Here is a 24229-nt window from a genome sequence, read left to right as displayed (position 1 = left end):
GCGTTTTATTGTTCTAAACAGCAGAAATGTGCCGTCAATTCATAGCGTCTACTGGAGGCTTGCCCAGCAGCTCACGCCGTTCTGCTTCAGCGCCCGGCAGGCGCGCACGGCTTCCTCCTGATCGGAGAAGCCGCCGAAGCGGGCGCGGTAGACCGACTGGCCGCCGGTATTGTAGGCGAGCGCGAAGGGCTCGGTGCTGTCGAGCGCGCCGCCGGCCTTGCCCTTGGTGTTGGCGAGAAGGGCCCTCGCGGCCTCGGGCGTGGCGGCGGTGCCGACCTGAACCACCCAGCCGCGCGACGCGCGCACCGAACCGGTCTTGATTGACGTATCGGGCTCGGACGCCTCGGCGGCCGGAACGATCGCCTCGCCCACCGCATCGGCCACGCCGTCGGCGGTTTCGAGAATGTCCTCGACGCTCAGACCATCGTCATTGTCGGGCGCACGGCGCGCGCTCGGCACCGGAACATTGGCGATCAGGTCGGCCTGGGGTCCGGAGAGCGCTGCCGGGGTTGCAGCGGCCGTGTTGTCGTTGGCATAGGCGAGCGCGACGCCGCCGGTCTGGCTCGTGGGGCGCGCATAGGGGATCGGGCCGGTCTTCGGGAACACCATGGCGGCTGCGACGATCGGGCCGCCGCTGCTCTTGGTGCGGGCGATCACGAACTGCTTGCGGCCATTGGAGGCCTTGGGCAGGTAGGTGGTGATCAGCCGGGTTGCCCACTTGTCGCGGCTGGCCGATGTCGCGCCGCCCATGACGACGGCGACGATCGAACGATTGCCGGAAATGGCCGAGGTCGCGATGTTGAAGCCCGAAGCATTGGTGTAGCCGGTCTTGATGCCGTCGACACCCTTGACGTTGCCGAGCAGATGGTTGTGGTTGCCGATCGTGGTCTTGCCGTATTTGAAGCTGCGGGTGCCGAAATATTTATAGTACTGCGGAAAATGCTGGCGCAACGCGATGCCGAGGCGGGCCTGGTCGCGCGCCGTGGTCTTTTGCGCGCTGTTCGGCAGGCCGTGGGCATTGCGGTAGGTCGTCTTCGTCATGCCCAGCGCATGCGCCTTGTTGGTCATCATCTTGGTGAAATTGGTTTCCGAACCGCCGAGGAATTCGCCGAGCGCGGTCGCCACGTCATTGGCGGAGCGGGTCACCAGCGCATAGATCGCCGTCTCGACGCTGATCGAATTGCCGGCGCCGATGCCGAGCTTGGTCGGCGGCTCGGCGGCTGCGTTCTTGGAGAACGGCACCCGGGTATCGAGCGTGATGCGGCCGTCGTCCAGCGCCTCGAAGGTCAGGTAAAGCGTCATCATCTTGGTCAGCGAGGCCGGATAGCGCGGCGCATCGGGGTTTTCGCCGTAAAGCACCTTGCCGGTGTTGACGTCGATGACGATGGCTGCGTCATTGCTGTCGGCGCGCGCTGGGACAAACCCGGTCAGCAGAATCGTGAAGGCCGCGAGAAGGATCGCGGCCGCTGAAAACCGGCTCTTGGGGAATCGGCTTGTTGCCTGTCTCTGCATACGAAAAACTCTTGCGAATTCTGGCGGTTGATGTTTGCTGGCGGTTCCGTGGCCGGATGATACCGGCCCGGAAAGCACATTGCTAGGCTGTCGGTGAATGTGCGCAAATCGGGGTTAATATCCCATTAAGTCCGCGGGCGATGTGGGTGGTTTATTTAAGAAATCACGCATATGCAAAGCCTTCTTTCCAAGTCCCGGTCGATCGGATATCACACCCGCAAACAGGAGTGCGATCATGCAGACACCGCGTACGGGCGGCGGCCGGATGGACCATCACCGGCATCGCGAGCCAGCCATAAACCTGCCTCCGGTGGTGGTCGGGGCGCTGGCCGTGCTTTTTGCGATCTTCCTGGTGCAGGAATTCCTGCTCTCCTACCGCACCAATGTGATGATCTGGCAGGAATTCGGGTTCCTGCCGGTGCGCTATGCCCACAGCCTGTTTCAACAGGGCTGGGCGTGGCTGTGGTCGCCACTCACCTATTCGCTGCTGCATGGCGGCTGGACGCATATCGTTTTCAACGCCATCTGGCTGGCGATCTTCGGCGCGCCGGTCGCCCGACGCATCGGGGCGGCGCGGTTCCTGATCCTGTGGGTGGCGAGCGCTGCGGCTTCCGCGTTCTTCTTCGCCGCCACGGATTGGGGCGCCGTCACGGTGCTGATCGGCGCGTCCGGCGTGGTCTCGGCCTATATGGGGGCGGCCTGCCGCTTCGTGTTCGCCGGCGGCCGGTTTTTGCCGCAGGCGCATCTCGGGCCGCGGCTGGCCATTACCGATGTGTTCCGCGATCGCACCGCGCGCGCCTTCGTGCTGGTCTGGCTGGCCGGCAATCTGCTGATCGCGGTGGGCGTCAGCTTTGCCGGCATCAGCGCCGGCGAGATCGCCTGGCAGGCTCATATCGGCGGCTTTCTGTTCGGTTTCCTCACCTTCCCGCTGTTCGACGTCGGGCAGCCGCGCGCCCTGGTTTTCTGAGCCGGTCACGGTTTTCTTGCAATCGCCTGAAACCTCATGCACCATTCGACTTTGCGTGGCCGGCCGGAGGCGGACACGCGTCGGCGCCGTAAACGAGGAGGTTTCGATGTCCATTACCGTGAGAATGATACTTGCCGAGAAGGGCCGCGCGGTCGTGACCGCGAAGGGCGATACGTCGATTTCGGAAATCGCGACGATCCTGCATCAAAACCGCATCGGCGCGGTCGTGATCGTCGGCAAAAATGACAGCATTGTCGGCATTTTCACCGAGCGCGACCTGGTCGGCGCGATCAGCAAGCACGGCGCGGGATGTCTTTCCCATCCGGTTTCGACGGAAATGACCGAGAATGTCTATCGCTGCGACGAGGGCGTGAGCGTCAACGAATTGATGGAGGTGATGACCAAGCGCCATTTCCGCCACGTGCCGGTGGAAGTCGATGGCCGCCTCGCCGGAATCATCTCGATCGGCGACGTCGTCAAGTCCCGCATCCGCGAGGTCGAGCAGGAAGCCGAGCACATCAAGTCGTATATCGCCGGGTGAGGGAAAGAAGGGAAGCGTCTCAGCCAATAATGTCTCCCCTTTTGGGGCAGGGCTATCGCATTCGGCATCGTCGCATAGCCCCCCGATCTTCTCGCCCCGGAGGGGAGAGATGTCGCGAAAGCGACAGTGAGGGGGGGAATCCATCCCCGCGAACGCCTCGCATGTGGAAATGCTGCTTCACCCTCACTGCCCCTTTCGGGGCATCTCTCCCGCAAGCGGGAGAGAATATTGGGAGCGAGCCGCTACGCCCTACACGATAACCCTGCCCTCAAGGGGGGAGATTATGGGTTGCAAGGTTGCGATGAAACCGGACGCCTCAATGTACTGAGATTCGCGACGAGCGGACGTCGAAGTCTTCCTCCCGAAAATCCCTATTTCCCGCCGTAGACTTCCTTAGGATCAAACGCCCTGTCGTCGTCGATGCTGGTCAGCACGGCCTTGCCGCCCTCGATCGAGGCGGAGCGGTAGAAGCACGACCGGCGGCCGGTGTGGCAGGCGGCGGCGTGGCCGGTCATGGTCACCTTGATCAGAACCGCGTCCTGGTCGCAATCGGCAAGGACCGCCTCCACGCGCTGAAGGTTTCCGGAGGTCTCGCCCTTCTTCCAGATCGCCTTGCGCGAACGGCTGTAGTAATGGGCAAAGCCGGTCTCGAGCGTCAGCGCCAGCGCCTCGGCATTCATGTGGGCGAGCATCAGCACGGCGTTGTCTCGCGCGTCGGTGACCACGGCGGTGACGAGACCGTTGTCATCGAAACGCGGGGTGAAGTCGCGCGATTCATCGAGCAGGGCCTTGTCCTGCGGCGGCTTTTCGAAATTCAGCATGGCTTTTCCCGTTTCCGGCGGTTTAAATAGACCCGGATCGGAACCTTGGCAATCGTGTGCTGCGGGCTTGTTGCGACAGCGCAGAAAACCCATCTTCCGAATGAAGCACTGAAAAGACGCGCCGCAGGGTGACCGATGGACGATATCTATTCCGCGAAAATATTGCAGCATGCCGGCAATGTGACCCGGCTCGGCGCTCTTCCGGATGCCGACGCATCGGCCTCGGCGCATTCGCGGCTGTGCGGTTCGAAACTGACGGTCTATCTCAACCTCGCGGATGGCCGCGTCAGCGATTTTTCCCACGAGTTGAAGGCCTGCGCGCTCGGTCAGGCGTCGTCGGCGATCATGGCCGAGACCGTTATCGGCGCGACGCCGGCGGAAGTCCGCGAGGCCCGGGACAAGATGCGCGCCATGCTGAAGGAAGGCGGGGAGGGGCCGGATGGACGTTTCGCCGAGATGCGCTGTCTCTTGCCGGTGAAGGATTATCCGGCCCGCCACGGCTCGGTGATGCTCACCTTCGAGGCCACCGTAAAGGCGCTCGATGCGCTGGAACGCGGCCCCGCTCTGGCCGAGGCTGCCGGGCGCGATGTGTAGCGGGCATTCGCGCAATTACGGCGGGCCGTTTCCGAAGACGCCGGACCGGCTTCTGGGTCTCGGCCTGATCCGCTTCTATCAGCTCACATTCTCAAGCCTGATCGGCCAGTCCTGCCGGCATCTGCCGACATGTTCGGAATATGGCTATGAGGCGATCGCCCGCCACGGACTATGGTCAGGCGGGTTTCTCACCCTGTTTCGCGTCGGGCGTTGTGGGCCGGGCGGCACTTGCGGCTTCGACCCAGTTCCCGAAGAGTTGGACCCGCGCTGGCACTGGTATACGCCATGGCGGTTTTATCAGGCTGGACGCCGTCACGCCTCCTGAAGCCGGGCGATCACCAGATAGCCGGGCGTGGGCTGACCATTTTCCATGCGGACATTGATATCGGTGACCTCGACCGTGTCGAAGCTGGCGTCCTTGAGCCGGGCCTCGATATAGGCGAGGCTGTGGCCGAAGCGGTGATGCGGGCCGACGGCATAGCCCGCTCCCTTCAACCGTTCCTCCGGCAGGGTCTCGGCGGAAAAGGCGAAGATGCCGCCCGTCTCCATATTGGCGGCGGCGCCCTGAAACAGCGCGTCGAGTATGCCGAGATAGGGCAGCACATCGGCGGCGATCACCAGATCGAAGGGCGTTTCGTCGCTTTCCTCGAGGAACTCCTCGACCTCGGCAACGAAAAGCGTGTCGTAGAGACCTTTCTCGTAGGCGATCTCGACCATGTTCTCGGAAATATCGAGGCCGGTGATATCGTCCGCCATATCGTTAAGGGCGTCCGCGCCAAGGCCCGTGCCGCAGCCGAGATCCAGCATCCGTCGGAATGGGCCGAGTGAAAGCGCCTGGAACCGCTGGCGGATCGTCATCGGCACGCAATAGCCGAGTTGCTCCACCAGAATATCCTCGAAATCATCGGCATGCTGGTCGAACAGGGTCTCGACATAGGCGCCCGGCGCCTTCAGCGGCGTATCGCCAAAGCCGGTGGCGGCAAGGCGCACCGCAGCGCCGCCATGGTCTTCCGGATCGATCGCCAGCACTTCGCGATAGGCTTCGGCGGCCTCGGCAAGCCTGCCTTCCTTTTCCAGCGCCAGCGCCCGGTTATAGGCCTTCGCCAGCTTCTTCTCGTCGATCTTGCGCGCCATCGCCTCAGCCTCATGGGTTTCGGCCTACGCTCTATGCCGGGTCGCGGAATGGCGCAACAGCCGATTTAAGCCGCGCCCAGCCGTTTTCGGGCCTGCTCCAGCTCTTCCGGCGTGTTGATGTTGAAGAACGGGTCGCTATCGCCGACCATCTCGAAATCCACGAACCGGTGCGGATGGCGCTCCAGAAAGCCCATCAGTCTTCTGTTGCCGTCCGCGAGCCGGGCCGCTAGGTCATCGGCAAGCACGACCGGCCAGAGCGCGAAGACGGGATGGACGCGGCCGTTCGAGCGTGCGGCGATGATTTCATCAGGGGCGGGGACTGCTGCCTGTAGCCGGGCGACGAAATCCGTTGGGAAGAAAGGCGTGTCGACGGCAACCGAGGCGATATGGGAGGCAGGGCCGTTCCCGAAATGGCGAAGCGCTGCAAGGATGCCGGAGAGCGGGCCGGCGTGCTCCCCGCTGTCATCGATAACGACGGGAGCGCCTGCGAATTCCACCATCGTCCCATTATGGCGGCTGATAACCACCGGTGCGCTTTGTGCGGAAATACGCGTGAGGGCATGAGAAAGCAGCGTTCCACTGCCGAAGGCGAGCATCGCCTTGTCTTCGCCCATGCGCCGCGAGGCGCCGCCGGCGAGAATGACGGCCGGGATGCGGTCAGGTTTCGTCAATCGCGCAGAACCTCCTCTTCGGCGCGCGCCAGCAGGCCGCCGCCCTGCGGGCCGCCGGGCTGGGTGGTTTCGCTGAGCGGTTCGATGCCGCGCTGGCGCTCGCGGTAGAACGAATAGAGGCCCGCGCCCACGACGATCGCCCCGCCGATCAGCACGTTCACGCCCGGATAGGTCGCAAACATGATCATGCCGAGGATGGTCGACCACAACAGCCCGGTATAGCGGAACGGCGCGACATAGGAGATATCGGCCTTGCGCACGGCGAACACGATGAACTGGTAGCCGATCAGCAGAAAGCCCGCCGCAAGGATGAGCAGGCCGACGAGCGGCCAGCGCATCAGGTCCCAGTCCTGTTCGATCGTGCCGAGCCCCGCGCCGCCAATGGTCAGCAGGGCGGAGGTCGACAGGGTGATCACGATCGCCGGCACATCGGTGCGGATCGCCTTGGTGAGCAGGTCGCGGGCGGTGGCGAAAAGCATGGCGATCACGACGTAGAGCGCGCCGCTCTCAAAGCCGGCGGGACCCGGCTTGATGATGATCATCACCCCGATGAAGCCGGCGATGATCGCGCTCCACCGCCGCCAGCCGACGGGTTCGCCCATGAACAGCGCCGCGCCAAGCGTCACGGCGAGCGGCAGGCATTGCAGGATCGCCGCCGCATTGGCAAGCGGCATCGCCTTCAGCGCTTCGAGATAGGCGATGGCGGCGACAAGCTCGCAAGCGCTGCGTATCAGAACCCGCGGCTCCAGCACGGCCCGCATGTGCGAAAACACGCCCGCCCGCCAGGCGATGATCAGTGCGATGAACATGACGATCAGTCCGCGGAAGAACATGATCTGCCCGACGCCGATCTCCTCGGTCAGCTTTTTCACGATCGCGTCGTTGATCGAAAAACTAGCCATGCCCGCGATCATGAACAGCGCGCCGGAGAGATTTGAGGAAATACGCATCATTCGCCCATATTTTGATCATTCGGTTCATATCGCCGAACCGAGTGCGGGGGAAGAGCGCGTTGAGGCTTTAAATTCTCAGCCGCCGGTCATGCTCATGTGGCGGGCGACGGCGACGCGGGAGGTTTTTTCGTCGAGCTCGAAATTATGCTCTTTCGGCTTGCGGGCGATGGCATTGTCGATGGCGCGATGGAGTGTCGCGTCGTCACCCGGATTGTCGCGCAGCACGGCGCGGAAATCGGCATTGTCGTCCTGGCCGAGGCACATGTAGAGCATGCCGGTGCAGGTGAGGCGCACCCGGTTGCAGCTTGCGCAAAAATTGTGGCTGAGCGGGGTGATGAAGCCGAGCTTGCCGCCGGTCTCTGCCACCCTGACGAACCGCGCCGGCCCGCCGGTGTCGAGCGGGATATCGGTGAGCGTGAAGCGCTCTGCCAGGTCGCGGCGGACCTTCGACAGCGGCAGATATTGCGCGGAGCGGTCGGTCTCGACCTCGCCGAGCGGCATGGCCTCGATCAGGGTCAGGTCCATGCCCTCGCCATGTGCAAAGCGCAGCAGGTCGGGGATCTCGGCCTCGTTGAAGCCGGCGAGCGCCACGGCGTTGAGCTTGACCTTCAGCCCGGCTTTTCGCGCGGCCTCGAGCCCCGCCATCACCTTGTGAAAATCGCCCCAGCGGGTGATCTCGCGGAATTTCTGCGGGTCGAGCGTGTCGAGCGAGACGTTGATGCGGCGCACGCCGGCGGCATAGAGGTCGTCGGCGAAGCGCGAAAGCTGGGAGCCGTTGGTGGTCAGCGTCAGTTCGTCAAGCGCGCCATCCTCGATGCGGCGGCCGAGCGCCTCGATCAGGTGCATCACATTCTTGCGCATCAGCGGCTCGCCGCCGGTGAGCCGCAGCTTGCGCACGCCCTTGTCGATGAAGGCGTTGCACAGGCGTTCGAGTTCTTCCAGCGTCAAGAGGTCGCGTTTCGGCAGGAAGGTCATGTTTTCCGCCATGCAATAGGTGCAGCGGAAATCACAGCGGTCGGTCACCGAGACGCGCAGATAGGTGATCGCGCGCCCGAAGGGGTCGATCATCGGGGCGGTTTTTTCGTCCGCTATCTCGCTGAAATGCCTGTTCACGCAAAATCTCCTTGCCGGGAAGATGTTCTTCGGGTTGGCAAGCGTCAAGTCCGGTGTCAAACAAAGCTCTGTGAAATGGTGGCGAAAGGAGCCGGTTTTGACATCGATTCCGACAGAGATCAGGGTCTCGAAAGACCGCAAAAACCTGACCGTGACGTTTGACGATGGCGCCCGTTACGCGCTGCCGGCGGAGATGCTGCGCGTGCTCTCGCCCTCAGCCGAGGTCAAGGGCCATGGTCCCGGCCAGGCGGTGACGGTGCCGGGCAAGCGCAATGTCGAGATCATGACGGTCGCGCCCGCCGGCAATTACGCGATCCGCATCGGCTTTGATGATATGCACGACAGCGGGATCTATACCTGGACCTATCTGCGCGAACTCGGCGAGGATGGTGCGCGCATGTTCGCCGAGTATGAGGCGGAGCTTGCCGCGAAGGGCATGACCCGAGACAGGGCGGAGCGTCCGCGCTGAAGCATTACTCCTGCGGCGGCGCAGCCAAAGCCTTTACCTCTTTTCGTCTGGACTTGCCGCCGAAAATGTTGGCGACCCAGTGCAGCGAGGGAATGTTCTCGCACACCGTCAGGAGCGCGATCGTGATCGGCACGCCGAGGAAGGTGCCGAACAGGCCCCACATGAAGGTCCAGAAGAAGATCGAGAACACCACCACGAAGGGCGAGATCGAAAGCGTCGATCCCGAAACCATCGGCTCGACATAATTGCCGATGATGAACTGGATCAGGTTGAGCGAGACAAACAGCACCAGCGCCGTTTCCCAATGCTCGAACTGGATGACGCCGTAGAGCGAGGGAAACACGGTGGCGATCACCGAGCCGATGAACGGGATGTAGTTCAGCGCAAAGGCGATTACGCCCCATTCGATGGGGAAATCGAGCCCGGTGACGGTGGCCGCGCCCCAAAACAGCAGGCCTGTGATGGCGCTCATTTCGGTGCGCACCAGCATGTAGCGACCGAATTTGCGGGCCGTTTCATGGGCAATCTTCACAGCCGTGGCGGCAAAGCCGGGCTGGTTGATCACGTCGAGCTTGCTGCGCAGCTTGTCTACCTCTGTCAGGCCGAGCACGACATAAGCGAGAACAATCAGCCAGAAGCTGAGCGTGGTGCTGGCCTGCCCGGTAATTTGCCTGACAGTGCGAACCACGAGCCCGACATTGAAGACATCCGAAAGCGAGCTTGCGACCGCGATCCCCTGTCCGTCGAACCAGGCGACGGCGTCCTGATAGGCCGCTTGAAGCTGCCACGCCGCTTCGACGAACGAGGCCGCGACGCGGGAAAAGCCCCAGATGACCAGCGTGGCGAAGATCACGAATACGACGATGGTGGAAATGACGGTGAGCGCCAGCGCCGCCAGCGCCGGCATGAACTTTTGCAGCGCATTCTTGATCGGCCAGGTGACGGCGATGATGAACAGCGCCAGCGCTACCGGCTTGAGAAATCCCGCCCCCCCGCGGATCGCCAGCAGCAACAGGATCACGAAGATCAACGATGTGACGACGGTGACGCCGCGCCGCGATCCGGCTGGTTCATGCATATATGTCTCGCAAATGTCTTGCTTGAGCGGAGCTATGTGAAAATGTATCGTCCCGGTCTGTCATGCGCAAGCAGAACTGCATAAGCCGAGGAGAGGCGACATGAGCGAATTCATCGACGAGGCGGCGACCCCTGAACAGGTGCTTGCATTCTGGTTCGAGGAACTGACGCCGAAGGACTGGTTCCAGCCCGATGACGTGGCAGCGCTCGACCGCACCATCCTCTACCGGTTCTTCTCCACCCACCGGGCCTTAGCGCAGAAGATCGGCGGCCCATGGCGCGCCACCCCCGAGGCGCAGCTTGCCGCCGTTATCGTGCTTGACCAGTTTCCCCGCAATATCTACCGCGCGACGCCGATGGCCTTTGCCACCGACCGGCTGGCGCTCAGGGAAGCGAAGTTCGCCGTTGCCAGCGGCGCGGACCAGGCGGTGCCGGCGGACCGGCGCGCCTTCTTCTACATGCCATTCGAACATTCCGAAAAGCTGAAGGATCAGAAGCGCTCGGTCGAGCTGTTCAAGGCGCTCGGCAATGAGGAATATTCCCGCTTTGCCGAGAGCCATCGTGATGTGATCGCCGAATTCGGCCGGTTCCCCCACCGCAACGCGATCCTGAAACGCCGTTCCACGCCGGCCGAGCGGGCCTATCTTTCGAGCGACGAAAACACCGGCTGGGGCCAGAAGTGACGAAACAGGGCGGCGGCAAGGTCCGCTGCCTTGAAATTGACGCGCTGCTCGTCAAGAGCACCGGTGCAGGACAAGTGAAAGGGCCAGCGGTTTGATGTGGCGAGGCGGCGCAAGGGCGGGGATTTTCGGCATTCTGTATCTGGCGCTGGCGCTCGTCTTCGCATTGCCGGCGGCGGGCGCTTATGCCCAGGAAACCGGCCAGGCTGCCGCCCCCGCGACGGGGCAGCAGGCCGCGACGCCGCCCGCAAGCGATGCTTCTTCGGCGCCGGCTGCGGGAGCGCCGCAGGCAAGCAGCCCCGCGGCGGCGGACGCGACGCCGACCGATCCGTTCGTTCAGGATATGCAGGACCGGCTGAGCGGGTTTTCGCAGACGCTCTCGACGGTCACAACGGCGCTTAGCGGTCAACCGCCGGGCACCGATGCGCTTGTGAAGCTGCAGACCGAGGTGGACCAGCTTCAGATCGAACTTGCCAAGACGGTGAGCGCGACCTCGGACCGGCTGACGGAGGTGCGCGCGCAACTTACCGAACTCGGCTCCGCCCCCGGGCCGGGCGAGACCCCGGAACCGGCGGTCACCACGGACGAGCGCAACAAGCTTCTGGCCCAGCGTTCGGAAATCAATGCGCTGTCCGATCAGGCCCAGAAGCTGAGCACCGCCGCCAATGAGGCGTCCGCCGATATCAGTCGCATAAGGCGCGAGCAATTCGCCGAAAAGTTGTTTGCCCACACCGACCTGATGCAGCTGTTCTCCTCCGATTTCAGCCGTCTGCTCAGCGCCGAGATCACGGCGTTCAGGGTGTCTTACGGCGGATGGCTGAACTATATCTGGAACGCGAAACGGCTGCCTTTCCTGGCCGCCATGTTGCTTTCGCTACTGGCGGCGGTGTTTTCCTATCGCATCTCCAGCCGCTACCTGGAGCGCACCAAGCTCGACTTCGAGGCGCAGGAACCCGATTACGTGGCGCGGCTTCTGGCAAGTTTCTGGACCACGGCGATCCCGAGCCTGGCGCTGCTTGCCTTTCTCATCGTTTCCTATGTCCTGTTCATCAGCCTGAACATCTTCCTGCCGGATGTGGAGCGCTTCGTGCGCGCGGCCTATGTCTCGGCCGCCATCATCATTTTCGTGTTCCTGCTGTCGCGCAATGTGCTGACGCCGCTTCGCCCGCAATGGCGGCTTGTGCCGGTCAGCAACCCGGCGGCGCGCAACCTGACGCTGGCCTTCACCGCGCTTGCCGCGATCAACTGGATCGATATCCTGCTTGGCGTCCTGAACGATACGCTTGATGCGGATCTGCGCCTCGAGGTCGCGCGAAGTCTCGTGACCTCGGTGCTGATCGGCGCGATACTGATCGCAATGTCGTTCATCCGGCCGCGCGCGCCGATGGGCGGCAAGACGGCGCAGAAGCGGTCGTTCAAGATCCTGTTTCCCTCCATCATCGCCGCTTTGACCCGGCTTGTCGGCATTTTCATAGTGCTGGCGGCTCTGATCGGCTATGTCGCGCTCGCCCGCCTCGCGGCCAATCAGGTGGTGCTGACCGGCGGGGTGCTGATAACGATGTATCTCGGCATGCTGCTCGGACAGGCGGTGTCGCAGCCGGGCGGTTTCGCGAGAACCGGCTACGGCAAGCATTTTGTTAGCCGCTTCGGCATATCGAGTGTGCGCAGCGACCAGATTTCGCTCGTGCTCGGACTGGTGACCTATGCGGCGACGCTTTTTATCGGCATTCCGCTGATACTGTTGTCATGGGGCGTGCGCTGGGAGGAGATTAAGCTCTGGGCGGGCAACAATCTGACCTCCGTCACCGTCGGATCGATCACCATCTCGCTTGGCGGCATCCTGATCGGCGTGTTGCTGTTTATCGGTGGCTATCTCGGGACCCGCTGGTTCCAGGGCTGGTTCGACAATAATGTGCTGCTGCGCTCCAAGGCCGATTCCGGCGTCAGAAATTCGGTCAAAACCGGCATCAGCTATCTCGGCATCGTGCTTGCCGGCCTGCTGGCGATTTCGGCCGCCGGGGTCAATCTGTCGAGCCTTGCGCTTGTCGCCTCGGCGCTGTCGATCGGGATCGGCTTCGGGCTGCAGACGATCGTCTCCAACTTCGTCTCCGGCCTCATTCTGCTGGCCGAGCGGCCGTTCAAGGTGGGCGACTGGATCGTCTCCGGCACTACGGAAGGCTTCGTCAAGCGCATCTCGGTGCGCGCGACCGAGATCGAGACCTTCCAGCGCCAGTCGATCATCGTGCCGAATTCAGAGCTGATCAATGCCTCGGTCGGCAACTGGATGCACCACAACCAGATGGGGCGCTCCGAGGTGGCGGTCGGCGTCTCCTATGACAGCGACCCGCGCACCGTCATGAACATTCTGATGGATATCGGAACCTCGCACCCGCTGGTGCTGCAAAACCCGGAGCCGATGGTGATCTTCATGGGGTTCGGCGAATCGACGCTCGATTTTGAGCTGCGCGTCTATCTTGCCGACGTCTTCAACGGTATTTCCGTGCGCAACGATATAAGGGTGGCGATCTTCGAGCGCTTCCGTGACGCGGGCATCACCATTCCCTATCCCCAGCGCGACCTGCACATCATCCCGCAGAAGGAGCGCCACGACGAACTGGCGAACTCGATCCGCAAGCAGATGCGCAAGACAGCGCCCGCGCCGGTCGAAAGCGAAACCGCCCCGTCCTTCGATCATCCCGATGCCGGCAATGACGACGGCGGCGAGCGCTGACCGGCGCACGAGCGCATGATTTTCAGCGCGTCGCGGCCACAAGACTGCATGTCGCAAACGGGCTGTTGGCGGGGCTGCGCGCGTTGCATAGTCGGATGAAGAACGGCCCGTCTGGAGCGGGTCAGTTTGCGCACAGACTCCACCTTCTTGGGGTCACCCTCGGGCTTGACCCGAGGGTCCAGGCAGCGTTCTCCGTGTCGCCTGGATGCTCGGGTCAAGCCCGAGCATGACGCATCAAGGGATTGGAGCCTTGTCATCAGACTGACGCGCCGAAGGCGGGCACAGGCGCTATCCTCAGAGGCGGAACGGATGACAACGAAAACTCGGGCACTGGTGATCGGCGGCGGCGTCGTCGGCGTATCGACGCTTTATCATCTGGCGAAAAAGGGCTGGTCGGACGCGGTTCTGATCGAGCGCAAGGAGCTGACCTCCGGCTCGACCTGGCATGCCGCCGGCCTGCTGCCGCTGTTCAATATGAGCTATTCCGTCGGCCAGTTGCACAAATATTCGGTCAATCTCTACTCCGCTCTGGAGGAAGAGACCGGGCTCAATGTCGGCTTCTCGAAGGTCTCCAATATCCGGCTCGCGATGACGAAGGACCGGATGGATGAGTATCTCTATTATTCCGGCATCGCGGAGACCATCGGCGTTGATTTCAGGTTCCTGACGCCTGAAGAAGTCAAGGAAGTCTGGCCGCTCTGCGAGACCGACGGCCTTCTCGGCGCGATCCAGCATCCCGGCGACGGCTATATCCAGCCGGCCGATCTGACCCAGGCGCTGGCCAAGGGCGCGCGCGACAATGGCGCGCGGATCATGCGCAACACCACGGTGACCGAAATCCGCCAGAACGCCGACGGCACCTGGCATGTGGAGACCGACAAGGAGGCGTTCACCGCGGACCATGTGATCTCCTGTACCGGCAATTTTGCGCGGCGGACCGGCGCGATGGTCGGGCTCAATATCCCCGTCATTCCGGTCGAGCATCAATATATCGTCACCGAGCCGCATCCGGCGATCCTGGAGCGCAAGAAACAGGGCCTGCCGGAACTGGGCGTGCTCCGCGAATCCGACAGCGCCTGGTATATGCGCGAGGAGGCGGGCGGTCTGATCCTGGGGCCTTACGAGACCGGCGCGCCGGTCTGTTATGTCGATGGGCCGTCAGACGACAGCGAATACGAGCTGTTCCAGGAGGAACTCGACCGGCTGATGCCGCATATCGAGACCGCGATGGCGCGCGTTCCGGCCTTTGCCGAAGTCGGCATCAAGAAGGTCTATAACGGTGCGATCGCCTATACGCCGGATGGCAACCCGATCGTCGGCCCCGCACCGGGGCTGAAGAATTTCTGGCTGAACGAGGGCCATTCCTTCGGCATCACCGCCGCCGGCGGCGCCGGCTGGCAGCTGGCCGAATGGATCGTCAATGGCGAGCCGACCGTGGATCTCGCCGGCGTCGATCCGCGCCGCTTTGGCCCCTACGCCACCGAAGGCTACCTCATCGCCAAGAACGAGGAGGCCTATGCCAATGTCTTCACCATGCATTATCCCGACGAGGAGCGCGCCGCCGCCCGGCCGCTGAAGACCTCGCCGGTCTATGAACGGCTCAAGGCGCTCGGCGGCGTGTTCGGCTCGGTCTATGGCTGGGAGCGCGCCAACTGGTATGCACCGGATGGCTATGCGCTGGACGAGAGCGAACTTGGCGTCGGCGCCGATGTGATCACCAGCCACAACCACGCGCCGCCGCTCGATGACGGCCGTATCGTGGAAAAATGGTCGTTCCGCCGCTCGAACTATTTCGAGCATGTCGGCAACGAGGTGAAGCACGTCCACGAAAAGGTCGGCGTACTCGACATGACGCCGTTCGCCAAGATGGAAGTCTCGGGGCCGGGCGCGCGTACCTACCTCGACAGCATTTTCGCCAACGCAATCCCGAAAAAGCGCGGCCGGATCGCGCTTTGCCACCTGCTCGGCCAGGAAGGCGGGGTGAGGGCGGAATTCACGCTTTATGAGTGGGCGCCCGACCGGTTCTATCTGGTCTCCGGCGCAGGGCTCGAAAGCCACGACCACGACCTCTTGATGAAGCTCGCGCCGACCGATGGCTCGGTCACGCTCCGGCCGTTGACCATGGAAATGGGCGTGCTTGTGGTCGCCGGGCCGAAATCGCGCGATCTTCTGAAGAAGCTGACGCGTTCCTCGCTTGAAAACGAGCATTTCGGCTGGCTCACCGGGCAGCCGATCTCGATCGGGGCGGCAAGCTGCCATGCGCTGCGCGTCAATTTCGTCGGCGAACTTGGCTGGGAGCTGCACCACCCGATCGCGATGCAGACCTACATCTTCGACAAGCTGATGGAGGCCGGGGCCGAATTCGACATCAAGCCGTTCGGCATCCGCGCGATGGGCGCGATGGCGCTGGAAAAATCCTACCGCGCCATGCAGCGGGAAATGACGATCGAATACACCGCCTACGAATCGGGTCTCGACCGCTTCATCAAGCCGAAGAAGGATTTCATCGGCAAGGAGGCGCTGCTGTCGAAGAAGGAAGAGGGGCTTTCCGCCGTGTTCGCGACCCTGATCGTCGAGGGCGTCACCGATTGCGATGCCCGCGGCTCGGAAGCGATCTATGACGGCGACGGCAACCTCGCCGGCCGCGCCACCCAGGGCGGTTTCGGTTGGCGCATCGGTAAGTCGATCGCGCTCGCCATGCTGAAGCCGGACTATGCGGCACCCGGAACGAAGCTGAAGATCAGGATTCTCGGCGATCTTTACGACGCGACCGTCGTGGAGGAAAGCCCGTTCGATCCCGAAAACGAGGCGTTGCGGGCGTAGACAAGCTGCACCCTCGCTTCTCCACCATCCACCATCAACCAGGCAAAGGGACGTATTGCGCAATCTTCACCGGCATTCATCAAAAACACCCTTGCAAAGCGCGCGTCATATCCGTAAATGAGCGCCATGTCTGATGCTGGCGCGCGGAAACGCCTGTCGCTTGCGGAGGATGAAGGGGTATAGCTCAGTTGGTAGAGCGGCGGTCTCCAAAACCGCAGGTCGGGGGTTCGAGCCCCTCTGCCCCTGCCAGCACGCTTGATCGGAAGCGCAAATCAGTGGCCGGCTCGCGTGAATGTGAAAACAAAAATACGTTTTTCTCTTGTGTCAACGAAAAACGATGATATGTAGTGAAAAACAGACTCGCGGCGCGTGGAGCTGGATCTTCCGCTTTACGTGCCGTAAAGGCGTGGGCATTTATGGCATCTAAAACCAATCCATTCACGTTTCTGCAGCAAGTGCGCGCTGAGACGGCCAAAGTCGTTTGGCCTTCCCGGCGCGAAACTGTGATTTCGACCCTCATGGTTATCGTGATGGTCGTGATCGCGGCGTTTTTCTTTTTTGCTGCGGACCAGTTGATGAGCTTGTTGATGAATTTCATCCTCAATCTCGGCGCCTGATCGGGAAGGGGAAGCAGATGGCTATGCGTTGGTATATCGTTCATGCTTATTCCAACTTCGAAAAGAAGGTGGCAGAGGCGATCGAGGAGAAGGCCCGCCAGAAGGGTCTCGACCAGTATTTCGACCGCATTCTCGTACCGACCGAAAAGGTCGTCGAGGTGCGTCGCGGCCGCAAGGTCGATTCTGAGCGCAAGTTCTTTCCCGGCTATGTGCTGGTAAGGGCCGAGCTCAATGATGAGGTGTTTCACCTTATCAAGAATACGCCCCGCGTGACGGGCTTCCTCGGCAGCGACCAGAAGCCGGTTCCGATTCCCGATTCCGAGGCCGAGCATATTCTCGGCCAGGTACAGGAAGGCGTCGAGCGCCCGAAGGCGACCGTGCTTTTCGAGATCGGCGAGCAGGTTCGGGTTTCCGATGGTCCGTTCGCGTCGTTCAACGGCGTCGTGCAGGATGTCGATGAGGAGCGCGCCCGCCTGAAGGTCGAGGTTTCGATCTTCGGCCGCGCCACCCCGGTCGAGCTGGAATACGCTCAGGTCGAGAAAGTTTGAAGTTTTGCCCCTTCGGGGGCATTGCGCGTGGAAGAACGGGGCGCTTAGCCGGCGCCCGGAGGTTCGCACCACGCAACCGCAGCCGCCGGCATAGGCCGGCAGTCGGGCCGGGGTTCCGGTCCACAACGTGAAAGGCAGAGTAATGGCTAAGAAAGTTGCAGGCCAGCTCAAGCTGCAGGTCCCGGCAGGTTCGGCAAATCCGTCCCCGCCGATCGGTCCCGCGCTTGGTCAGCGTGGCATCAATATCATGGAATTCTGCAAGGCGTTCAACGCCGCCTCGCAGGAAATGGAAAAGGGTATGCCGATCCCGGTCATCATCACCTATTTCCAGGACAAGTCCTTCACCTTCGTGATGAAGCAGCCGCCGGTTTCCTACTTCCTGAAGCGGGAAGCAAAGCTGAAGTCCGGTTCGAAGACTCCGGGCCGCGCATCGGCCGGCAAGATCACCTCTGAACAGGTCCGCAAGATCGCGGAAGCCAAGATGAGCGATCTGAACGCCGCCGATATCGAAGGCGCAATGCGCATGGTCGAGGGCTCCGCCCGCGCCATGGGCCTGGAAGTGACGGGTTGATTGCCATGACCAAGATTGCAAAGCGTATTCAGAAGACCCGCGAAGGCGTCGACGTCAACAAGCTCTACGCCCTGTCCGAAGCGGTGCAGATGGTCAAGGAACGCGCCACCGCGAAGTTCGACGAAACCATCGAGATCGCGATGAACCTCGGCGTCGATCCGCGCCACGCCGACCAGATGGTCCGCGGCGTCGTCAATCTGCCGAACGGCACGGGCCGTAGCGTTCGCGTTGCCGTTTTCGCCCGCGGCGCCAAGGCCGATGAAGCCAAGGAAGCCGGCGCCGACGTCGTTGGCGCGGAAGACCTGGTCGAAGCCGTCCAGGGCGGCAACATCGATTTCGATCGTTGCATCGCCACGCCGGACATGATGCCGCTCGTCGGCCGTCTCGGCAAGGTGCTCGGCCCGCGCGGCATGATGCCGAACCCGAAGGTTGGCACCGTCACGATGGACGTCAAGGCGGCTGTCGAAGCTTCCAAGGGCGGCGCTGTCGAGTTCCGCGTCGAGAAGGCCGGCATCGTTCACGCCGGCGTCGGCAAGGCCTCGTTCGACGCCAAGGCGCTCGAAGAAAACATTCGCGCCTTCGCCGATGCCGTCGTCAAGGCAAAGCCGGCTGGCGCCAAGGGCAACTACGTCAAGCGCCTGGCGCTGTCGTCGACCATGGGCCCCGGCGTCAAGATCGACTTCTCGTCGGTCAACGCCTGAGCGCGTAATACAGAATTTCCGGAGGTGATCTTCCGGTGACAAGTTTCCGGGCTCCAGGGCCCGGAAAAACCCGGGATAAAACCCGGTTTCCTGTCCGAGATTGCAGGTGGGCAACCTTAATTCATGCCTGCATGAGACGGGTGAGACCAATTTTTCCGTTGGCGACGCAAGTCACCTTTGGCGGTTTAACTGGTTCGAACCTGGTTGTGCCTAGGCGCTTGAGAAATCGCGCGCCGATGGGGGCAGGATCCTCGAGCGTCGCTTGGGATCTTGGATATAAACAAGAAGCCCCTTGCGGCAAAGGCAAACCGACAGGTCCGAAAATGGTCCTGTCAACTGGAGATAGGCAGTGGAAAGAGCGGAAAAACGCGAATTCGTCACGGAACTGAACGAAGTCTTCAAGGCTTCCGGTTCGGTTGTCGTGGCCCACTATGCCGGTGTCACCGTTGCGCAGATGAACGATTTTCGTTCGAAGATGCGTGAAGCGGGCGGCACTGTCAGAGTCGCGAAGAACCGCCTGGCCAAAATTGCCCTTCAGGGTACGGAGTCCGAGGGAATGTCCGACCTTTTCAAAGGTCAGACGCTCATCGCATTTTGCGATGACCCGGTGACGGCTCCGAAGGTCTGCATGGACTTCGCCAAGACCAACGACAAGCTCGTTGTCATCGGCGGCGCCATGGGGGCAACCGTGCTCGACGCGGAAGGTGTGAAGTCGCTTGCGACGATGCCTTCGCTGGACGAGCTGCGTGCGAAGCTGGTTGGTATGATCCAGACCCCGGCTACCCGCATCGCGACGATTGCTTCGGCACCCGCAAGCCAGCTTGCGCGCGTGCTCAACGCCTACGCCACGAAGGACGAAGCCGCCTGATGCGGTTTTTCGCTGTTTACAAAATTTCGAACCAGTTCGAACCAACACTGAAGGAATATGAACATGGCTGATCTCGCCAAAATCGTAGAAGAACTCTCTGAGCTGACGGTTCTCGAAGCCGCTGAGCTTTCCAAGATGCTCGAAGAAAAGTGGGGCGTTTCCGCCGCTGCACCGGTGGCCGTTGCTGCTGCCGGCGGCGCTGCCGGTGGCGATGCCGCCGCCGCTGAAGAAAAGACCGAATTTGATGTCATCCTGGCGGAAGCCGGCGGCAACAAGATCGGCGTCATCAAGGAAGTCCGCGCCATCACCGGTCTCGGCCTCAAGGAAGCCAAGGACCTCGTCGAAGGCGCTCCGAAGCCGGTCAAGGAAGCCGTTTCCAAGGCCGAAGCCGAAGAGCTCAAGGGCAAGCTGGAAGCAGCTGGCGCCAAGGTCGAGCTCAAGTAAGCTTTGCTTTTTGTTGCACGGGCGGCATCGCCCGCCCGTGCAATGACAAATGATGCGAAACCATTACCCAAAGTCCCATTTCGGGCCTTTGGGTAATGGGTTCTCAAGAAGACCCTTAAATGACGACGGAGCCAATTGGCCATCGGTGACCGTCTGTTGCAGGCCCGGATGCAGATTGAAGGAGCTACCTGAATGGCTCAGACCCTTTCCTTTAACGGTCGCAGGCGCGTACGCAAGTTTTTCGGAAAGATCCCGGAAGTCGCGGAGATGCCGAACCTTATCGAGGTTCAGAAGGCCTCCTATGACCAGTTCCTCATGGTTGACGAGCCCAAGGGCGGACGTCCCGACGAGGGGCTGCAGGCGGTTTTCAAATCCGTCTTCCCGATGACCGATTTCTCCGGAGCTTCGATGCTCGAATTCGTGTCTTACGAGTTCGAACAGCCGAAGTTCGACGTCGAGGAATGCCGCCAGCGCGACCTGACCTATGCCGCGCCGCTGAAGGTGAAGCTGCGTCTTATCGTGTTCGATATCGACGAGGACACGGGCGCAAAGTCGATCAAGGACATCAAGGAGCAGTCGGTCTATATGGGCGACATGCCGCTGATGACCAACAACGCGACCTTCATCGTCAACGGCACCGAGCGTGTCATCGTTTCGCAGATGCACCGTTCGCCGGGCGTTTTCTTCGACCACGACAAGGGCAAGAGCCATTCGTCGGGCAAGCTGCTGTTTGCCGCCCGCGTGATCCCCTATCGCGGTTCCTGGCTCGATATCGAATTCGACGCCAAGGACATCGTCCACGCCCGTATCGACCGCCGCCGCAAGATTCCTGCGACGTCGCTCTTGATGGCGCTTGGCATGGATACCGAGGAAATCCTCGAGACCTTCTATGAGAAGGCCACCTATGAGCGTGACGGCGACGGCTGGAAAGTGCCGTTCGCGCCCGAGCGTCTGCGCGGCCAGAAGGCCGTCTCCGACCTTATCGACGCCGATAGCGGCGAAGTCGTGGTCGAAGCCGGCAAGAAGCTGACGCCCCGCATGCTGAAGAAGCTGTCGGAAGGCGGCCTCAAGGCGCTCAAGGTCACCGATGAAGAGCTTTACGGCACTTTCCTTGCCGAAGATCTCGTCAACATGGAAACCGGCGAAATCTATCTCGAGGCCGGCGAAGAGCTGGATGAGAAGAACCTGGCCGGCATCATCGATCAGGGCATCGACGAGATCGCGATCCTCAACATCGACCACGTCAATGTCGGCGCGTATATCCGCAACACGCTGGTTGCCGACAAGAACGAGAACCGTCAGGACGCGCTGTTCGATATCTATCGCGTGATGCGTCCGGGCGAGCCGCCGACGATGGAATCGGCCGAAGCGATGTTCAATTCGCTGTTCTTCGATGCCGAGCGCTATGACCTGTCGGCCGTTGGCCGCGTCAAGATGAACATGCGTCTCGATCTCGATGCGCCGGACACGATGCGCGTGCTGCGCAAGGAAGACATTCTGGCCGTCGTCAAGACGCTGGTGGACCTGCGCGACGGCAAGGGCGAGATCGACGACATCGACAATCTCGGCAACCGTCGCGTCCGTTCTGTTGGTGAGCTGATGGAGAACCAGTATCGTCTGGGTCTTCTGCGCATGGAGCGCGCGATCAAGGAACGTATGTCCTCGATCGAGATCGACACCGTGATGCCGCAGGACCTGATCAACGCCAAGCCGGCGGCTGCCGCCGTGCGCGAGTTCTTCGGCTCCTCGCAGCTGTCGCAGTTCATGGACCAGATCAACCCGCTGTCGGAAATCACCCACAAGCGTCGTCTTTCGGCGCTGGGTCCGGGCGGTCTGACGCGTGAACGCGCGGGCTTCGAAGTCCGCGACGTGCATCCGACCCATTACGGCCGTATCTGCCCGATCGAGACGCCGGAAGGCCCGAACATCGGTCTTATCAACTCGCTCGCGACCTTCGCCCGCGTCAACAAGTACGGCTTCATCGAAAGCCCGTACCGCAAGATTTCCGAGGACGGCAAGCTCACCGACGAGGTGATCTATCTGTCGGCCATGGAAGAGGCGAAGTATTATATCGCCCAGGCCAACTCGGTGATGAATGATGACGGCAGCTTCGTTGAAGAATTCGTCGTCTGCCGTCACGCCGGCGAAGTCATGCTGGCCCCGCGCGAAAACATCAACCTGATGGACGTTTCGCCTAAGCAGCTCGTCTCCGTTGCCGCCGCTCTTATTCCGTTCCTGGAAAACGACGACGCCAACCGCGCGCTGATGGGCTCGAACATGCAGCGTCAGGCCGTGCCGCTTCTCAGAGCCGAGGCGCCGTTCGTCGGCACCGGCATGGAGCCGATCGTTGCCCGTGACTCGGGCGCTGCGATCGCCGCCAAGCGCGGCGGTATCGTCGATCAGGTGGATGCGACCCGTATCGTTATCCGCGCCACGGAAGACCTTGATGCGTCGAAGTCGGGCGTTGATATCTACCGGCTGATGAAGTTCCAGCGTTCGAACCAGAACACCTGCGTCAACCAGCGTCCGCTGGTCCGCGTCGGCGACGTTCTGAACAAGGGCGACATCATCGCTGACGGTCCGTCGACGGACCTTGGCGACCTGGCGCTCGGCCGCAACGCGCTCGTCGCGTTCATGCCCTGGAACGGCTATAACTACGAGGACTCGATCCTGCTTTCCGAGCGGATCGTTTCGGATGACGTCTTCACCTCGATCCATCTGGAAGAATTCGAGGTCATGGCCCGCGACACCAAGCTCGGTCCGGAAGAAATCACCCGCGACATTCCGAACGTTTCGGAAGAAGCGCTGAAGAACCTCGATGAGGCCGGCATCGTCTATATCGGCGCCGAAGTGCATCCGGGCGACATTCTCGTCGGCAAGATTACGCCGAAGGGCGAAAGCCCGATGACGCCGGAAGAAAAGCTTCTGCGCGCCATCTTCGGCGAAAAGGCTTCGGACGTTCGCGACACCTCGATGCGCATGCCGCCCGGCACTTTCGGTACCGTGGTTGAAGTCCGCGTCTTCAACCGTCACGGCGTCGAGAAGGACGAGCGCGCCATGGCGATCGAGCGTGAGGAAATCGAACGCCTCGCCAAGGACCGTGACGACGAGCAGGCCATTCTGGACCGCAACGTCTATGCGCGTCTTGCCGACATGCTGCGCGACCAGACCTCGATTGCAGGCCCGAAGGGCTTCAAGAAGGGCGCCGTGCTGACCGATGAGGTCATCAACGCCTATCCGCGTTCGCAGTGGTGGATGTTCGCCGTCGAGGACGAGAACCTTCAGGGCGAACTGGAAGCGCTCCGCGGCCAGTACGACGAATCCAAGAACCGCCTTGAACAGCGCTTCATGGACAAGGTCGAAAAGGTCCAGCGCGGCGACGAAATGCCTCCGGGCGTGATGAAGATGGTCAAGGTCTTCGTGGCTGTTAAGCGCAAGATCCAGCCCGGCGACAAGATGGCAGGCCGCCACGGCAACAAGGGTGTGGTCTCCCGCATCCTGCCCGCCGAAGACATGCCGTTCCTGGAAGACGGAACCCATGTCGATGTCGTGCTGAACCCGCTTGGCGTTCCGAGCCGCATGAATGTCGGCCAGATTCTGGAAACGCATCTGGCCTGGGGTTGTGCCGGCATGGGCAAGCGCATCGGCGAGATGCTGGAAGCCTACAAGGAGACCAACGACATTGCGCCGCTGAAGGAAACGCTGACCGAGGTCTACGCTTCCGAAGCCCGCAACGAGGTCGAGTATTTCGACGACGACGGTCTCGTGCGTCTGGCGGAAGAAGCCAAGCGCGGCGTCTCGATCGCAACGCCGGTCTTCGACGGTGCGCATGAAGGCGACGTGTCCGAGATGCTGTCGCGCGCGGGCTTCGACCCGTCCGGCCAGTCGGTGCTTTACGACGGCCGTACCGGCGAGCAGTTCGACCGCAAGGTTACGGTCGGCTACATGTACATGATCAAGCTCAACCATCTGGTTGACGACAAGATCCATGCACGCTCGATCGGTCCGTACTCGCTCGTGACCCAGCAGCCGCTGGGCGGCAAGGCGCAGTTCGGCGGCCAGCGCTTCGGCGAAATGGAGGTCTGGGCGCTCGAAGCCTACGGCGCCGCCTACACGCTGCAGGAAATGCTGACCGTGAAGTCGGATGACGTTGCCGGTCGTACCAAGGTCTATGAAGCCATCGTCCGCGGCGATGATACGTTTGAAGCCGGTATTCCGGAGAGCTTCAACGTTCTCGTCAAGGAAATGCGCTCGCTCGGACTTTCGGTCGAACTGGAGAACTCCGCCGAGGAGCCACAGCCCGACGTCGAGCTTCCGGACGCCGCGGAATAAGGATGAGAGCCGACGCGCCCCCTTTGAAAGGGCGGGCGCGTCGCCGGCGCTCGATGCTTATA

The 24229-nt window shown here is 61.9% G+C and carries 22 protein-coding genes and 1 tRNA gene; 16 read left to right on the top strand and 7 right to left on the bottom strand.

Annotated elements, in window-relative coordinates:
- Positions 1-48: 48 nt before the first annotated feature.
- Entirely contained in the window at positions 49-1512 is a 1464-nt protein-coding gene (locus tag V6766_RS21810) for a D-alanyl-D-alanine carboxypeptidase (RefSeq protein WP_448470143.1), read from the bottom strand.
- 235 nt (positions 1513-1747) lie between these two features.
- On the opposite strand from V6766_RS21810, the gene V6766_RS21805 reads away from it, so the two are divergent.
- On the top strand, positions 1748-2479 hold the full coding sequence (locus V6766_RS21805) for a rhomboid family intramembrane serine protease (protein WP_448470141.1): 732 nt from the start codon (positions 1748-1750) through the stop codon (positions 2477-2479).
- 106 nt (positions 2480-2585) lie between these two features.
- Positions 2586-3020 (top strand): CBS domain-containing protein, encoded by a 435-nt coding sequence (locus tag V6766_RS21800; protein ID WP_448470139.1) that lies wholly within the window; start codon positions 2586-2588, stop codon positions 3018-3020.
- 371 nt (positions 3021-3391) lie between these two features.
- Here V6766_RS21800 and hisI read toward each other — a convergent pair whose 3' ends face one another.
- Entirely contained in the window at positions 3392-3841 is a 450-nt protein-coding gene (gene hisI, locus V6766_RS21795; RefSeq protein WP_448470137.1) for a phosphoribosyl-AMP cyclohydrolase, read from the bottom strand.
- A gap of 135 nt (positions 3842-3976) precedes the next feature.
- Here hisI and V6766_RS21790 point away from each other — a divergent pair, with 135 nt between their 5' ends.
- A complete protein-coding gene (locus V6766_RS21790) occupies positions 3977-4435 on the top strand; it encodes an iron-sulfur cluster assembly scaffold protein (RefSeq protein ID WP_448470135.1) in 459 nt (152 codons plus the stop codon).
- Positions 4428-4760: a membrane protein insertion efficiency factor YidD gene (gene yidD, locus V6766_RS21785; protein ID WP_448470133.1), complete on the top strand. Its 333-nt coding sequence runs from the start codon at positions 4428-4430 to the stop codon at positions 4758-4760. The genes V6766_RS21790 and yidD overlap by 8 nt, the downstream gene beginning before the upstream one ends.
- Here the strand turns inward: yidD and V6766_RS21780 are convergent.
- The 4 genes from V6766_RS21780 to moaA all read right to left on the bottom strand — a co-directional run bounded on the left by V6766_RS21780 (position 4748) and on the right by moaA (position 8261).
- A complete protein-coding gene (locus V6766_RS21780) occupies positions 4748-5569 on the bottom strand; it encodes a methyltransferase domain-containing protein (protein WP_448470131.1) in 822 nt (273 codons plus the stop codon). The two genes, yidD and V6766_RS21780, sit on opposite strands and share 13 nt — an antisense overlap.
- A 65-nt stretch (positions 5570-5634) precedes the next feature.
- Positions 5635-6240 (bottom strand): molybdenum cofactor guanylyltransferase MobA, encoded by a 606-nt coding sequence (gene mobA, locus V6766_RS21775; RefSeq protein WP_448470129.1) that lies wholly within the window; start codon positions 6238-6240, stop codon positions 5635-5637.
- Positions 6237-7190 carry a DMT family transporter gene (locus V6766_RS21770; protein ID WP_448470127.1) on the bottom strand — a complete coding sequence of 318 codons (954 nt, stop codon included), beginning with the start codon at positions 7188-7190 and terminating at the stop codon, positions 6237-6239. The genes mobA and V6766_RS21770 overlap by 4 nt, the downstream gene beginning before the upstream one ends.
- Before the next feature lie 78 nt (positions 7191-7268).
- Positions 7269-8261 (bottom strand): GTP 3',8-cyclase MoaA, encoded by a 993-nt coding sequence (gene moaA / locus V6766_RS21765; protein ID WP_448470153.1) that lies wholly within the window; start codon positions 8259-8261, stop codon positions 7269-7271.
- A 142-nt stretch (positions 8262-8403) separates the two neighbouring features.
- On the opposite strand from moaA, the gene V6766_RS21760 reads away from it, so the two are divergent.
- Complete coding sequence (locus V6766_RS21760) at positions 8404-8775, top strand: gamma-butyrobetaine hydroxylase-like domain-containing protein (RefSeq protein WP_448470125.1); 372 nt, start codon at positions 8404-8406, stop codon at positions 8773-8775.
- Between the two features lie 4 nt (positions 8776-8779).
- Here V6766_RS21760 and V6766_RS21755 read toward each other — a convergent pair whose 3' ends face one another.
- Positions 8780-9853, bottom strand: coding sequence for an AI-2E family transporter (locus V6766_RS21755; RefSeq protein ID WP_448470123.1), 1074 nt, complete (start codon positions 9851-9853; stop codon positions 8780-8782).
- A gap of 100 nt (positions 9854-9953) precedes the next feature.
- Between V6766_RS21755 and V6766_RS21750 the strand changes: the two genes are divergently transcribed.
- The 11 genes from V6766_RS21750 (at position 9954) to rpoB (ending at position 24167) form a co-directional block, all read left to right on the top strand.
- The gene (locus V6766_RS21750) at positions 9954-10535 is read left to right on the top strand and encodes a DUF924 family protein (RefSeq protein ID WP_448470121.1); all 582 of its coding nucleotides are present in this window, start codon (positions 9954-9956) and stop codon (positions 10533-10535) included.
- 94 nt (positions 10536-10629) lie between these two features.
- Entirely contained in the window at positions 10630-13263 is a 2634-nt protein-coding gene (locus V6766_RS21745; protein ID WP_448470119.1) for a mechanosensitive ion channel domain-containing protein, read from the top strand.
- A 309-nt stretch (positions 13264-13572) separates the two neighbouring features.
- Entirely contained in the window at positions 13573-16086 is a 2514-nt protein-coding gene (locus V6766_RS21740; RefSeq protein WP_448470117.1) for a GcvT family protein, read from the top strand.
- A 173-nt stretch (positions 16087-16259) separates the two neighbouring features.
- A tRNA-Trp gene (locus V6766_RS21735) sits at positions 16260-16335 on the top strand.
- 167 nt (positions 16336-16502) lie between these two features.
- Complete coding sequence (gene secE / locus V6766_RS21730; protein ID WP_026173618.1) at positions 16503-16703, top strand: preprotein translocase subunit SecE; 201 nt, start codon at positions 16503-16505, stop codon at positions 16701-16703.
- A gap of 17 nt (positions 16704-16720) precedes the next feature.
- Positions 16721-17251 carry a transcription termination/antitermination protein NusG gene (gene nusG / locus V6766_RS21725; RefSeq protein WP_180900957.1) on the top strand — a complete coding sequence of 177 codons (531 nt, stop codon included), beginning with the start codon at positions 16721-16723 and terminating at the stop codon, positions 17249-17251.
- A 142-nt stretch (positions 17252-17393) separates the two neighbouring features.
- The gene (gene rplK, locus V6766_RS21720; RefSeq protein WP_018065629.1) at positions 17394-17822 is read left to right on the top strand and encodes a 50S ribosomal protein L11; all 429 of its coding nucleotides are present in this window, start codon (positions 17394-17396) and stop codon (positions 17820-17822) included.
- A gap of 5 nt (positions 17823-17827) precedes the next feature.
- Positions 17828-18523 (top strand): 50S ribosomal protein L1, encoded by a 696-nt coding sequence (gene rplA / locus V6766_RS21715; RefSeq protein WP_448470115.1) that lies wholly within the window; start codon positions 17828-17830, stop codon positions 18521-18523.
- Between the two features lie 349 nt (positions 18524-18872).
- Positions 18873-19391 (top strand): 50S ribosomal protein L10, encoded by a 519-nt coding sequence (gene rplJ / locus V6766_RS21710; RefSeq protein WP_448427385.1) that lies wholly within the window; start codon positions 18873-18875, stop codon positions 19389-19391.
- A gap of 63 nt (positions 19392-19454) precedes the next feature.
- The gene (gene rplL, locus V6766_RS21705) at positions 19455-19835 is read left to right on the top strand and encodes a 50S ribosomal protein L7/L12 (protein WP_448470113.1); all 381 of its coding nucleotides are present in this window, start codon (positions 19455-19457) and stop codon (positions 19833-19835) included.
- Between the two features lie 192 nt (positions 19836-20027).
- Positions 20028-24167 (top strand): DNA-directed RNA polymerase subunit beta, encoded by a 4140-nt coding sequence (gene rpoB, locus V6766_RS21700; protein ID WP_448470111.1) that lies wholly within the window; start codon positions 20028-20030, stop codon positions 24165-24167.
- The last annotated feature ends 62 nt before the right edge of the window (positions 24168-24229 follow it).

The organism is Martelella sp. AMO21009 (assembly GCF_053484295.1).
Note: the sequence above shows the minus strand (reverse complement) of the source record. Positions and strands in the feature narration are given on the sequence as shown.